The organism is Cyanobacteria bacterium GSL.Bin1, assembly GCA_009909085.1.
GTDB lineage: Bacteria > Cyanobacteriota > Cyanobacteriia > Cyanobacteriales > Rubidibacteraceae > Halothece.
On sequence record JAAANX010000188.1, the window covers coordinates 1 to 13,755 of the forward strand.

The window sequence follows — 13,755 nt, forward strand, 5'->3', positions numbered from 1 at the left end:
ATAAAGATACGGGTTGGAAGTTAGACCCCAACACGAAAAAGCACATCACTTTCACCGATAAGAATGGAATTGGTCGTGTGAAATTAGTGGGAAGTAGAAACATCTATTTCTACTCACCCGATCAGATTAAGCGCGTCCGGATTGTTCGTAGAGCAGATGGGTACTACTGTCAGTTTTGCATCGACATTGAAGTGAAAGAAGAGATGGAACCAACCAAGCGTGTGATTGGGCTTGATGTGGGGCTAGCCCACTTTTTGACTGACAGCAACGGGGAAAAAGTAGAAAACCCCCGCTTCCTGAGAAAAGGAGAACAAGAGCTTAAGCGGTTCCAGCGACAACTTTCTCGCAAGGAGAAAGGTTCATCAAATCGCAAAAAAGCCAGAAAGCGGTTAGCTAGAAAACACCTGAGCATAAGTAGGCAGCGTGTCGAACACGCCAAGAGAGTGGCGCGTTGCGTATGTCGGTCTCACGACCTGATCGCCTATGAAGACCGTCGACCCAGCCCGAATTCGATTCGGGCTGGAAAGCGACGGCGCATTCCGCGCTTGCCGGTGAGAAATCTAGTGAAAAACCACAATTTGGCGAAGTCGATTAGTGATGTCGCTTGGTCCCAATTTCGCGTTTGGCTGGAATATTTTGCCTACAAGTTTGGCAAAGTAACAGTTGCCGTCCCTCCACATTACACCTCGCAAGAGTGTTCTAATTGCGGGCGGATCGTGAAAAAAGGTTTGTCCACCCGAACCCATACGTGCCAGTGTGGAGCCAACCTTTGCCGCGACGAAAACGCAGCCATCAACATTCTCAAGAAAGCATTAAGTACGGCGGGGCACGTCGGAACTCACGCTTGGGGAGAAGCAGCCTCTACTCTGGTAGAATCCGTTCTGTCAGAGCAAGCAGCCTCGATGAACCAAGAATCCCCCGCGATGCAAGCCGGGGGAGTGTCAAGATGGAGATGTGTGCTTACTCTGGATCAAGACAGTCTTTATGGAAACCCCCAATTTTCCAACCACCCAGCCCTTAAATCTTTATCCTCTTTTCCAAACAACTCAATTGCAACAAGTGAGTACTGGCGAAAAACAGTCTCTCCTCAGCAATAGTGAAGGTGCCACTCATTTACTGGTTATTCTGTTACCACAACTAGGAGACTTTGATAGTTTGGAATATGCTTGGTGGTTACAACAATCACGCGCTGAACTAGAAACCTGGGATGTTGCCATTTGCGCCGTTGGCATTGGCAATCTCGCGTCCGGTCAACAATTTTGTCATTATACGGGATTTCCTGAGGCAAGCCTGTTTGTGGATCCCGAGGCTAACTTACACCAGCAATTGGGGCTATATGCGGGCTTAACGCTGAATATTCCCGGGTTGTCTCCGGCGCAAAAGGCTTGGGTTAATTTGTTACTCATGTGTGCCGGAATCGGTAGCCCAGGAACCCTGAAAGAAGTATTACGAGGCTATACGGGTGATCGCGCTGCCCCTCAACTCATTGGCGATGATGAAGTGATCAAAGCGCCTCCTTTACCCCCCTTAAAAGGGTCATTTTTCAATTGGGCAGGGGGGAGTGGCTTTCAGCGCCCTTTTGAACTGGCAACCCTGCGTTTACGCAATATGGGAGAAGCCTTAAGCCATTGGTCAACTTATGTTCCTGATGCTCGTTATCTCACTCAGCGCGGGGGAACGTTTTTGTTTAACCCAGACAGAGAATTAATTTATCAATGGCGCGATCGCGCGATTTTAGGGTTTGCGGAAAATATGAGTTCTCCCCTCAGCTTTCTGGAAGCGGCTCTTTCCTCGGAGAAAGTGACCTCTAACTAAATAAGGTTTCCACGCGTTGGCGAATCGCCACTAAATTTAAAGACAAATCTTTACTCAAACGACGCTCAATTAAGCTCACCGGCATCGTTCGGGGCGGCCAAACAAAGATACTATAAATCAGTTGTGTCGCCGGTTCTGCCGGTTCTAATAACCAATATCCAGAAAATGCCTTAAAATCCCCTTCTACCATTTCAAAATCGATCCGCTCGGGTTGAGTTTCTTCTAAATCTAGAACCACACGAGCACTAAAATTCATTTTTAGCAGTTTTTGTTTTCCTACCTGTTCTAAACGAACTTTTTCTCCTTCGGGATGTTCGAGGCGTTGGCTTTTTTCCAAACTGGGAATAAATTGGGGTAGGGATTCATAGTCAGTCAGAACTTGCCAAACTGATTCTCTGGGGTGCGCAATTCCAATTTGACTGGTAATACGCCGTTGACGCTTTGCCACCTCTTCCGTCTCAATCTTTACTTGATCCAGTTGTTCTGCTAATTCCAATTCTGCAGAATTAACGGTCTTTTCTTGTTCGTTACCAAATTGTGGTTCAATCACGATTATTCTTTCGTTGATATTTCCTTGAGTGAGCGAGGAAGAGTAACATGAAAAGTCGTTTCCCCAACCCCATCCGGATTATACTTACTGTCAAGATCAATTGTGCCACGAAGATATCGGACCAAAGATTTAACCAGTGCTAAACCCAAGCCAGTTCCAGGAATTGCTTTCTGAGTGACCCCCTTGCCTCGCCGGAACCGATCAAAAATATAAGTTTGTTCTACAGGAGAAATCCCATAACCAAGATTCTTCACACTAATCCGAAGACAGTTCCGGGTTGCTTCAGAAACTATCATTTCTACTGTGGTATTCGCATAAGAATACTTACCGGCGTTACCCAATAATTCTAAAAAGATGCGTTGCACACTTTCTCGATCACTATGAATGGTCAAGGCTTCTGGTGACCCCTTGACTTGATTTAACGTCAAGGTTGCGTTTAATTTTTTTTCCTCCCATTTCGATTTAAATTCCTCTGCAAGTTGCTTTAATAGTTTTTCGAGATCAATGGCGGTTATTGTTAAGGGAATTCCTTCCTCATCTATCTTTTGTAGGGTTAAGAGGTCTTTAATTAGGTTATATTCGCGATGCCATTCCTGTTCTAAAATGCCCAAATATTTTTGCTGACGTTCTGGGGAAAGTTCCTGATTATGTAACATCCGAATTGCCATTTTCATTGTTGCTAAAGGCGTATTTAGTTCATGGCTAATCGTTGCTAAAAACTCATCTTTGAGTTGATTAAGCTCTTGCAGCTGTTCCACTTGATTGCGACTCGTTTCGTAGAGTCTGGCTTGTACATCTAAACTGCGTTGTAATTGTGCTGTACGCTCATCAACTAGGGACTGCACCCGTTGTAGGGTTTTATTGTGAATCACAGCCGTACTGGCTTGGGTACTCACCCAATTCACTAATGCTTGCTCTTCTGTTTCCCAGACTCGGGGTTCATTGTTTTCCAATAGTAAAAAGCCTAACACCAGTTGTGATTCAGGATGACCGCTACTGGTCCCCATCAGGGGGACAATCAACCAGGCTGACATTGGTAGAGAATCTTCCAAAAAATGCAGCGGGTTGCTCTCATCTATCGGTTCATGGCTAAGAGAAACAGGGGCTTGTTGCCAGGCTTTTAAACACAGAGGACTGTTGCTGAGAGGAAAAGAAGTGACCGGACTTTCTAACGCTGAAGTTTGCGCCCACTGTGTCAACAGTTGCACCTCTATATTCGGGTCACTCATTTGTTGACGGTTACCAAAGACGGGTTCAGAATATCGGAGCATCAGAAGCATTGCGCGACTGACTTCTAAAGATTGAGCAGTTTGCGCGATCGCGTTTTCTAAGATCGTCTCTAGCTCCTGAGAATGATGAATTGCCTCTGTTACTGCTTGCTGCAGTAACTGGTGGCGCTCTTTTTTTTCTAGCTTATAGTGTAACTGTGCTGTTTTTAGAGTAAAAGACAAGGCCGTTTCTAAGGGGGCTTCTAAATGATGATTGAGCCCTAAATGATCAGTACTGCCTAGAATTAACCATCCCTGAAGTTGTTCCCGAGCAATGGGGTACACTTCCCAATGCTTCAATGCTAAGTTCTCTCCCCAAGCGGTTAAAACTTCGCTTAGAGTTTCCTGGTCATTGCCGCTTGCTATTAAGCTTTCCCAAAGCAATTCTCTGCATTTTTCTTCCCATTCCAGCAAGTTGCTTTTGTTAAGATTATCTACGGCACTCCAACTTGCACTGGGTAAATTTTCAAAAGGAATTAACAAACAAACTTCCGCTGACAGACTCTGGGCAATTTTTCGAGAGACTTCCCAAAGCAGTCCTTTCGCATCTGCACTAGCGAGCGTTAATTCATTAATCTCTTGTTCAATCAGCGTTATTTCCACAATTACAGCTTACTGATTTTCAATGGAAGGAATTGCCTACTTTATCGTACAGAATATAATCTAGAGTGGTCAAACAATTATTTTAAATTCAAAAATGGTCAGATTCCTGGGACTGATCTTTGGTTTTGGATTACTTTTGTCTCTTCTCAAATGGATTCAATCTTGATTAGAATGACTTTCTCTTAGCTTAGTAATTGATTGATCGAACAATACACTGCACTTAATGTTCAAAAATATTTTCAAATTGTTGTAGGTCAAGTTGAGCAAAAGTGGGAAGACACTGAAAACATTCTTGAGTGAGTTGCCATCGCTCTTCTCGTTCCAGCATCGCTTGTAATTTCTCTTTCATACTAATCAAATAACGGACATCATTCGCTGCATAGCTCAATTGTTCTGGGGAGAGGTTCCCCACATTTCCCCAGTCCGAACTTTGGGAACGTTTATCTAATTCCACTTGTTCTAATTCTTGCACCAAGCTTTTTAAACCATGACTAGAGGTATAAGTTCGAGCCATCTTACTGGCAATTTTGGTACAGAAGATTGGGGTTGTCATAATCCCAAAACTATGGTAAATCTGAGCAATATCAAACCGAGCAAAGTGAAAAATCTTCAGTACATTCGGCGCCACCATTAACTGGGAGAGACGATCCGCTTGCTGTTGTCTTTTCGCGATCCTAATCATTGTAACATTTCCTTCAGCATCACACAACTGCACCAAGCAAAGCCGATCGCGCATGGGATTCAAGCCCATCGTTTCTGTATCGACGCCAACAGCAGGACTGGATAAATATTGGTTCAGTAATTCTGGTGACAGGTCTTGATCACAAACCTGAAACTTTGATAAATTCATTCGTTTGCCCTTAGCTGCGTTCTTCTAAATATTTGGCGACGGTTTGCACGTCTTTGTCACCGCGTCCGGAACAGTTAATGACAATTCTCGGCGATCCCGAAAGCTGAGGACAAAGAGTGTCTAAATAGGCAAAAGCATGAGCCGTTTCTAAAGCAGGAATGATGCCCTCTAAACGAGACATACGCTGAAATGCTTCCACAGCTTGCGCATCAGTGACACTGTAATATTCAGCGCGACCACTATCTTTGAGATAACTGTGTTCGGGTCCCACTCCTGGGTAGTCTAAACCGGCACTAATGGAATGGGCTTCTGTGACTTGTCCATCTTCATCTTGTAAGAGATAACTCATCGCCCCATGCAAGACCCCTGGTTCGCCTCGAGTGAGGGTAGCAGCATGGTTCGGAGAGTTAATGCCTTCTCCACCCGCTTCCACGCCAATTAAGCGAATCGAGGGGTCACTAATAAATTCTGAGAAGAGGCCCATGGCATTGGAGCCGCCACCAATACAGGCTAAGAGAATATCAGGGAGTCCGCCCCATTTTTCTTGACATTGACGACGGGTTTCTTCGCCAATCACCGCATGAAAGTCACGGACCATCATCGGATAGGGATGGGGACCGGCAACGGAACCCAGGATATAATGGGTATTCTCCACGTTAGTTACCCAGTCTCGAATCGCTTGAGAAGTAGCATCTTTGAGGGTGCCATTGCCGGCTTCTACCGGCTCCACTTTTGCCCCCATTAAACGCATCCGAAAGACATTGAGAGCTTGACGTTCCATATCTTGAACGCCCATATAAATGACACATTCCAAGCCAAAACGAGCACACACAGTCGCGGTTGCCACCCCATGTTGACCGGCTCCGGTTTCAGCAATAATGCGTTGCTTACCCATTTTGCGCGCTAAGAGCACCTGCGCGATCGCGTTATTAATTTTATGCGCTCCGGTATGGTTTAAATCTTCTCGTTTCAGATAAATTTGTGGCGTTGTTCCATCCGGCTGAGCATAGTATTCACTGAGGCGTTCGGCAAAATAAAGCGGGCTGGGGCGTCCCACATAATCTTGCAAGAGCTGAGTCAGTTGCTGATTAAAATCAGGATCCCGACGAATTTGACGGTAGGCAGTTTCGAGCTCACTGAGAGCACAGATAAGGGTTTCGGGAACATATTTCCCCCCAAATTGACCAAAACGCCCTTTGTCATCAGGATATTGGGATTGAGACGAAGGAGAAACCGATGATACTGTCACTTGGCTTTAGTTCTCTACAAGACGGCAAACAGTCACTATTTTAATATGAAATTCTCAGGACGTGACAAGCGGTGACAAGTGAGGAGCTGGATCCTAGAATCATGCTTGACCGATTGGGCAGGGATGAGTGGGGGGATCTTGCCCAAACTGACGGACGACTATTCTGGTTCCTCTCAATCTTCATCAAGGGGGGTCGTGGTAATCCGCCTCGAGTGACGAGTGGGGGTAATGTGAGAACCAAACTTGCGGGCATAAACTTCGGTGAATTCGGCGCCAAGAAAGAGAATTTGCGCGGAATAGTACACCCAAGCCAGAAGAACAATCAAAGAACCGGCTGCGCCATAGGTGGAAGCAAAACTGGTTTTTCCCAGATACCAGCCCAGCAGCGATCGCCCAATGGCAAAGAGAATCGAGGTAATAATTGATCCGATCCAAACATCGCTCCAAGCCACTTTTGCATCAGGGAGAAACTTGAAAACGAGCGCAAAAAATAAAGTCACTAAGCCAAAAGAAACAGCCAAGGAAAGAAATTTCCATAAAAACGGAAACCCGGGCAATAATTCCAGTTGACTTAAGGCAGAAATAGCAGCGGTGAGGATCAAAGAGAGAATGACAAATAGCCCTAACCCTAAAACCATCCCAAATGATAAGATCCGTTTACTGATAAACTGTTTAATGACGCGTCCCGGCCGCGGTTGGACACTCCAAATGGTATTCAAGGCATCTTGTAATTGCGCAAACACCCCAGAGGCGCCAAACAAGAGAATGGCGACACTAATTAAAGAGGCAACATTACTCAAATCAGGCTGACTAGCATTACTAATTGCTTTTTCAATTAGACTTGCCGCATCTTGACCGACAAAGCCGCCAATCCGATTGACAATTTCACCCCGAGCCGCCTCTTCCCCAAAAATTGCCCCAGCAATCGCGATCGCGATAACCAGCAGTGGCGCGAGGGAAAAAACCATGTAGTAAGCTAAAGCAGCAGCTAAACGAGGTGCTTTATGTTCTAACCACTGTGTAAACGTTTCTCTCAGGAGAGCAATTAAGCTCTTAAGTTTTTTCATGGTTCTTTTTTCCGATGAGATTGGCGCAAGATATAATGATCCCCAAAGTAGGAGAAATTCAAACTAGGCATTATTAAATATGGATATTAAATTTATCTTAGTTATTCTATCAGGATTATTTATTGTTTCTTGTCTCTTTTTTGGGACAAAAAACGGCTTTTACGATTCTGAAGACTATCACGGTAATGGTTCTGCCCATTAGTCGTTAGTACTTGGGTCTCAATGAATGATGAGTGATTCTCCTTCTCCTTTTCGCAGCGATCACGGCTGCTTGATTTGTTATCCTTATGCGGTTGGTCATGAGGGGGAAGGAGTTTGTTTTTTGTTGCAATTGGGAGACCATCGTTTACTTTTAGATTGTGGAGTTGCGGATGTTAAAGAATTAACGACATCTGAGGGTAATTTACCGCCCATTGATTTTATTTTATGTAGTCATGCCCACAGCGATCATGCTCGTGGTTTGTTGAGTTTACATCGCGCTTTTCCGGATATTCCCATTTATGCTAGCGAAGTGACGGTGCAGTTATTACCTCTCAATTGGCTCGAAGAAAAGGAAGTTCCGGCGTTAGCCCATGCTCTGCCCACTCGCACCCGCATTGCCATAGCCGATGATTTAACGGTTGAACTCTATCCAGCCGGACATTTACCAGGGGCTTGCGCGATCGCGCTGACCTATACCACGCCCCAACGCCGTCACCGCCTCCTCTATACGGGCGACTTTTTTCTCTCTAACTCTCGCTTAGCCGAAGGCTTATCCATTGAAGAGTTACGAGGCTTTTCTCCTGATATTCTTATGATTGAAGGCAGTTATGGCACAGCCCGCCATCCCCACCGCCGTCAGCAAGAAAATCAGTTAATGGCGCGGTTAAGTGATACTTTAGCGGCTGGGAAAAATATTGTTTTACCGGTGCCGTATTTTGGGTTGGCGCAAGAAATCTTAGTTTTGCTGCGATCGCACCATCAGTTTACGGGTCGCAACTTAGATATTTGGGTTGATCCCATTATTACTCAAGCCTGTACTGCCTATCTCGATATTCTTCCGCATCTTCCTGACTCGGTACAAAACTTTGCTAAACATCAACCGCTCTTTTGGGATGAACGGGTTCGCCCGCGGGTTCGCCCTCTCAAAAGTAGTGCCGATATTACCGATTCTCCAACCATCTTGCTGGTGGAAGAAAACTCAGATTGGAGCAAACTCATCTCTAAAGAGGATCGCAATTGGGTCATTTTTCAAGCAGAACATCCAGCAACTCCAGAAATTAGCCAGAAGAATTTGCCATGGCACACTGAAACTTATCTCCTCGCTCAGCATAGTGACGGTCTAGGAACCACCCAACTGATCCACAACCTCCGTCCGCAGCACGTCATTTTTATTCATGGTCCAAAAAATTATTTAATTGATTTAACAGGACTCGAAGAACTCCAACACCGCTATCATCTCCATCTTCCTCAAGCCAAAACGGAAGTGGAACTCCACATTGGCGATCAATTCATCCAACCGGCAGCCCCACCCGAAACGAGCTATGAGGGCGAAGTTACGGAAGAAGAAAAAGTCATTAACATTCAACTTCCCAGCAGCATTGTCAATGACCCCCGCTGGCATAATTTTTCTGATACTGGATTGCTCAAAGCCCGCTGGCAGGGAGAAGAACTGGTCTTACGAGGCTTATCGCAAAAGGAGATTCTTCGTCAAACCAGTGACGAAAAACTCCCTCGTGAAATTGCGAGTTGTGGTAATTGTCGGTATCGGAAAGCGCAACATTGCCGTAACCCCTCTTCTCCCCTTTATGGATTTCAAGTCACACCACAAGGATACTGCCCACTGTTTGAACCCTTAACCGACAATTCCGAGCCTGATTCTTAAAAAAGCGTTATTCTTGCGGGTGGTCAGGATGATGGGGATAGATCTGTTCCGCTTCTGGACATTCATCAGAAACTAAGGGGTCAATATTCGCTCGGGTAACGGAAGCCAGTTGGTGTGTAATCGAAGCGATACTCTCTAGACGAATAATCTCTTCCCAAGAACTAATTTCCTCATCTTCTTCGACTTCGTAACGAACTGTTACTAAATCACCTTCTAGGCTAACGATTCGTGCATCTTCAATCCAGCGTTGCTGGTCCCGCAAGAAAATGCAGACTTCACGACCTTCGTTACAAAATTGATGAATCTTGCGGTGTAACATCGTTATCTCCTGAGCCAATGATGTGTGTCTAGTGTGATTGATCAAGATAGCTTGCGGATTTATTTAATGGCTTAAATCTGGTTCTATTTTGACATATCAAGTTAGCAAAATTGTTAGGGAAAATCAAACCAATCTATTTATAAGTTAAGTCATTTCCTAAAATGTTATTTGCATCTCCGAGTTTGGTAAAAAACGTTTCTAAAATATTTTGCCCCCACTTCTCTCGTCAAAGCGGGGGCACATTGCTGATTAATGATTGAGCAATCGTTGCGGTCAAACTACTTCATACCAATTTCAGCATTAGCTCGGGTGAGCATTGATTTTTGGCGTTTCTTGAAGTTGAGGACTTGATTACGCATCAAGTTCCGCGCTTTTGTTTCAGTGGAGATGGAAGCAGTATTCGGTTTAACTGATACGTCAGTAACAGATGCCGCTTGGGGATGGACTTGATAAGTAATGCCCCGATACGTCAGATTGGCACGCGGTTGGAGATGGAGTTGTTTTTTCAAACCGTGAAAGCGCCAGTCTAAACCGCGATATTTACCGGCAACTTCGCCTTCAGTTGTTTCAACAACGGGAGTATTATTTTCGTATTGGACACCGCGATAGGTTAGTTTCATGGATTCGCCTCCGAGATTTCTGTTGTGATCGTTTGAGGCGCGTTCCTTCGGGGGTTGCCCTACTTCCGTCTCTCTAGAATCATTTGAATTAGAGAGATGAACGATTTCTTTTATTTCTGTATATATTGTTACAGTTTGCCGGAAAGATTGTCAAGCGCGATCAGTTTTTCGGCGACAGTTTTTAATATTTCTTCAAAAATCAAGGTCCTTCTCCTCCGAGATCAGGGGGCAGAACCGAACTGGCTAAGATAAAATATTATTTGCTTTTTCTCAAAGTCGGAATCATGAAACTCGTTTGTAGCCAGAGTGATCTCAAAACGAATCTTTCCCTTGTTAGTCGAGCTGTCCCCTCTCGTCCCACTCATCCTGTCCTAGGTAATGTCCTCTTTCAAACTGATGCGGAAACACAGCGAATCACGCTCACTGCCTTTGACTTAAGTTTGGGGCTACAAACGAGCTTTCCGGCTCAAGTGAGCGATAACCATACCTTTACACTACCGGCGAAACTCCTCAACGATATTGTCACCCGTCTCCCCGAAGGCGAACTGACCTTAGTGGGAATGGAAGAGGAAGAAGGAGAAGATCGCTTCAGTGCCACCCTCATTTCGGCTTCAGGACGTTTTCGGCTGCGGGGCATGAGTCCGGAAGAATATCCGAATTTACCGGAAATTACAGCGGGAGAAGCCTTACAAGTGCCAGTGTCAGCTTTAGCGGATGGTTTGAGTTCCACCCTGTTTGCGGCGAGCGCAGAAGAAGCCAAACAAGTCTTAACCGGAGTTCATTTAACTCGTCAAGAAGAGAGTTTGGAATTCGCGGCAACCGATGGACATCGTTTAGCGGTTCTTGATGCGACAACAGAAGGCATTGCAGGAGCAACAGAAGGGTTTGCGGTTACCATTCCGGCTCGTGCCCTGCGAGAGTTAGAACGGATGGTGAAAATGCAAAAAGAAGATGCAGTGGTCAGTTTACGTTGCGATGAGGTGCAGGTTGCTTTTGAACTCGACTCACAGCGGTTAACCACTCGTAAACTCGATGGTAATTATCCGGCTTATGATCAACTGATTCCGAAACAGTTTTCTAAGCAAGTCACTTTAGAAAGAAAACGCTTGTTGAATAGTTTAGATTTAGTAGCTGTTTTGGCAGACCAGAAAAATAATGTCGTGAAGTTCAGTATTGATAGCGAAAATCAACAGTTATCTATATCTGTGGATGCTCAGGAAGTGGGGAGCGCTCAAGAGTCAATTCCAGCCCAAATTACTGGAGAGAGTATCGATATCGCTTTTAATGTGAAATATTTAATGGATGGATTGAAAGCCTTTAAGGGAAATGAAATCCAAATGCAACTTAACGAAGCAACACAACCCATTATTTTTAGTCCTTTGGGAGCGTTGAAAATGACCTATTTGGTGATGCCGGTGCAATTGCGAGATTAATGATGCTGACTGGGAGGTCAATGAATCCCTATTAATGGAGGAAACGAAGAGACAAGGTGCAGGAGTGAGAGGGGGAGCGACTAACTTTAGCCCATCAATAAAACGTTATCAATCACATGAATCACGCCATTATCAGCTTCAATATCCGGTGCAATGACAGTGGCGTTTTTGACTTCAAACCCATCAGTGCAATCAATGGCAATGGGCGATCCTTCTATTGAATTAACGATTCCCAGATCAGCTAACTCCATCTTGTTATAGCGACCGGATAAAACATGATAGGTTAAGATGCGCGCCAGTTGAGGTGGGTTTTGGACAAGGGTTTGAATGGTTCCCGGCGGTAATTTAGCAAATGCGTCGTCAGTGGGTGCAAAAACGGTGAAGGGTCCCTCACTCGCCAGAGTCTCTACTAAATCAGCTGCTTGCACCGCTTGGACTAAGGTTTTAAAGGAGTCATTTTCAACAGCAATATCGACAATTGTGGGCATCGTTAATCACCTAAGTTAAATTCGATGATAATAAAATTTTCTATAGATTCAGGTCTAATTTTAGCCAATTCTGGTGTTTGATTGCTAATGAGGTTCTAATCAATCGCATAAAAAAAAGTAATTCGTTATGTTCAACATGTTCAACCGCCATGAGTAACGGACAGAGGAGAAGCTTGCGCGAGACAGTGAAGAGGGATTCGGCACCTGAAAGCGGACCTGCTATCCTTGCAAGCGGGAATGGAATTGTTGGTAAGCAGATTGCGTAATTTTTTCCACCCCATTGTCATTAAGCGCTTCTGTAGGGATTGGTCTGGCTTCTGCTGCTAACCAAAGCAAATATTCAATATTTCCTGCTGGTCCTCGGATGGGGGACCAAGTTAAACCTCGGGGACACCACCCCTTGTGCTGGGCTGCTGTCATCACCTGCATGATGCCTGAATAGTGATCTTTTGGATTACGCACCACTCCTTTTTCGCCAACGCGATCGCGCCCTACTTCAAACTGAGGCTTTACTAATAACACCACTTCTCGAGGCGGAATCAACAACTCCCACAGTGGTTGCAATACTTTTGTTAGAGAAATAAACGATAAATCCAGAACCCCGAAATCAGGGCGCATTGCCTCGCCATATAACATTTCCGGTGTCAGATAACGCAAGTTCGTTCGTTCCTTGAGAATCACCCGTTCATCTTGACGCAATTGCCAAGCCACTTGTCCGTAGCCCACATCCACCCCATACACCTGTTTTGCCCCTGCTTTTAATAAACAATCCGTAAAGCCACCCGTGGAAATTCCCCCATCTAAGCAAATTCGCCCCTCTACCCTGATGGCAAATTCTGCAAGTGCTTTCGCTAACTTTTCTCCGCCTCGTGACACATAAGGAGGGGGTTGTACCACTTGTAAACGGGCTTCTGCATCGACAGGTGTACCGGGTTTATCGATCACTTGGTCGTTAACTTTTACCTCCCCAGCGCGAATCAACCGTTGTGCTTTTTGGCGAGATTCACATAGCTCACGGCTCACCAGTAAGGTGTCTAAACGTTGTTTTTTCATACCATTTCCCATGCCATAGAAAAATCCCCCCTTACTCGCGTAAGAGAGGATGAGGGGTTAACCAGCAGACCAATTAGTTAGAACAAGCCTAAGGTTAAAGATTCATCTAAGGGATAAGTTGCACCAATTCCAAGCCAGAGCGTGACAACGGTACCGAATAAGAAAACAGCCGTTGCAATCGGACGACGGAAGGGGTTTTGGAACTTATTCACATTTTCGATAAAGGGAACCAGCATTAAACCGAGAGGAATCGATGCCATTGCCGCAATTCCCAACAGTTTATTGGGGACAATCCGTAGAATTTGGAAAACGGGATAGAAATACCACTCCGGTAGAATTTCCAAAGGTGTTGCAAACGGATCGGCCGGTTCGCCTGACATTGCTGGATCAAGGACGCCTAAGCCCACACACAAACCAATCGTTCCTAAAATGACGATCGGGAACGTATAGAGTAAATCATTGGGCCAAGCGGGTTCGCCGTAGTAGTTATGACCCATGCCTTGGGCTAACTTTGCCCGCAGTTTCGGATCACTTAAATCAGGTTTTTTTAAGGTGGACATTGTTATTTGTTCTCCT

13 protein-coding genes and 1 pseudogene are annotated in these 13,755 nt (G+C 45.2%); 4 read left to right on the forward strand and 10 right to left on the reverse strand.

Annotation, left to right across the window (positions count from 1 at the left end; genetic code table 11):
- Nucleotides 1-917, forward strand: a pseudogene (locus GVY04_21610) (transposase).
- A 67-nt stretch (nt 918-984) separates the two neighbouring features.
- Complete coding sequence (locus GVY04_21615) at nt 985-1,815, forward strand: hypothetical protein (protein ID NBD18628.1); 831 nt, start codon at nt 985-987, stop codon at nt 1,813-1,815.
- Here GVY04_21615 and GVY04_21620 read toward each other — a convergent pair.
- The 5 genes from GVY04_21620 to GVY04_21640 all read right to left on the reverse strand — a co-directional run bounded on the left by GVY04_21620 (nt 1,808) and on the right by GVY04_21640 (nt 7,402).
- Nucleotides 1,808-2,365, reverse strand: a complete 558-nt coding sequence (locus GVY04_21620; GenBank protein NBD18629.1) for a cyclase — start codon at nt 2,363-2,365, stop codon at nt 1,808-1,810. The two genes, GVY04_21615 and GVY04_21620, sit on opposite strands and share 8 nt — an antisense overlap.
- A 2-nt stretch (nt 2,366-2,367) precedes the next feature.
- Entirely contained in the window at nt 2,368-4,236 is a 1,869-nt protein-coding gene (locus tag GVY04_21625) for a GAF domain-containing protein (protein ID NBD18630.1), read from the reverse strand.
- A gap of 220 nt (nt 4,237-4,456) precedes the next feature.
- Nucleotides 4,457-5,086 carry a ribonuclease D gene (locus GVY04_21630; protein NBD18631.1) on the reverse strand — a complete coding sequence of 210 codons (630 nt, stop codon included), beginning with the start codon at nt 5,084-5,086 and terminating at the stop codon, nt 4,457-4,459.
- A 10-nt stretch (nt 5,087-5,096) separates the two neighbouring features.
- Nucleotides 5,097-6,335: a tryptophan synthase subunit beta gene (trpB, locus tag GVY04_21635; GenBank protein NBD18632.1), complete on the reverse strand. Its 1,239-nt coding sequence runs from the start codon at nt 6,333-6,335 to the stop codon at nt 5,097-5,099.
- A 173-nt stretch (nt 6,336-6,508) separates the two neighbouring features.
- Complete coding sequence (locus tag GVY04_21640; protein ID NBD18633.1) at nt 6,509-7,402, reverse strand: YihY family inner membrane protein; 894 nt, start codon at nt 7,400-7,402, stop codon at nt 6,509-6,511.
- A gap of 226 nt (nt 7,403-7,628) precedes the next feature.
- On the opposite strand from GVY04_21640, the gene GVY04_21645 reads away from it, so the two are divergent.
- A complete protein-coding gene (locus tag GVY04_21645) occupies nt 7,629-9,266 on the forward strand; it encodes an MBL fold metallo-hydrolase (protein ID NBD18634.1) in 1,638 nt (545 codons plus the stop codon).
- Between the two features lie 7 nt (nt 9,267-9,273).
- On the opposite strand, the gene GVY04_21650 is transcribed toward GVY04_21645, so the two are convergent.
- Nucleotides 9,274-9,585 (reverse strand): hypothetical protein, encoded by a 312-nt coding sequence (locus GVY04_21650; protein ID NBD18635.1) that lies wholly within the window; start codon nt 9,583-9,585, stop codon nt 9,274-9,276.
- Between the two features lie 278 nt (nt 9,586-9,863).
- The gene (locus tag GVY04_21655; GenBank protein NBD18636.1) at nt 9,864-10,205 is read right to left on the reverse strand and encodes a DUF4278 domain-containing protein; all 342 of its coding nucleotides are present in this window, start codon (nt 10,203-10,205) and stop codon (nt 9,864-9,866) included.
- A gap of 284 nt (nt 10,206-10,489) precedes the next feature.
- On the opposite strand from GVY04_21655, the gene GVY04_21660 reads away from it, so the two are divergent.
- Nucleotides 10,490-11,638, forward strand: a complete 1,149-nt coding sequence (locus tag GVY04_21660; GenBank protein NBD18637.1) for a DNA polymerase III subunit beta — start codon at nt 10,490-10,492, stop codon at nt 11,636-11,638.
- Between the two features lie 86 nt (nt 11,639-11,724).
- Here the strand turns inward: GVY04_21660 and GVY04_21665 are convergent, their stop codons facing one another.
- The 3 genes from GVY04_21665 to petD all read right to left on the reverse strand — a co-directional run bounded on the left by GVY04_21665 (nt 11,725) and on the right by petD (nt 13,739).
- Nucleotides 11,725-12,126 carry a fasciclin domain-containing protein gene (locus GVY04_21665; protein ID NBD18638.1) on the reverse strand — a complete coding sequence of 134 codons (402 nt, stop codon included), beginning with the start codon at nt 12,124-12,126 and terminating at the stop codon, nt 11,725-11,727.
- 219 nt (nt 12,127-12,345) lie between these two features.
- Nucleotides 12,346-13,179 (reverse strand): TlyA family rRNA (cytidine-2'-O)-methyltransferase, encoded by an 834-nt coding sequence (locus GVY04_21670; GenBank protein ID NBD18639.1) that lies wholly within the window; start codon nt 13,177-13,179, stop codon nt 12,346-12,348.
- A gap of 77 nt (nt 13,180-13,256) precedes the next feature.
- A complete protein-coding gene (gene petD / locus GVY04_21675; GenBank protein ID NBD18640.1) occupies nt 13,257-13,739 on the reverse strand; it encodes a cytochrome b6-f complex subunit IV in 483 nt (160 codons plus the stop codon).
- Nucleotides 13,740-13,755 lie beyond the last annotated feature (16 nt).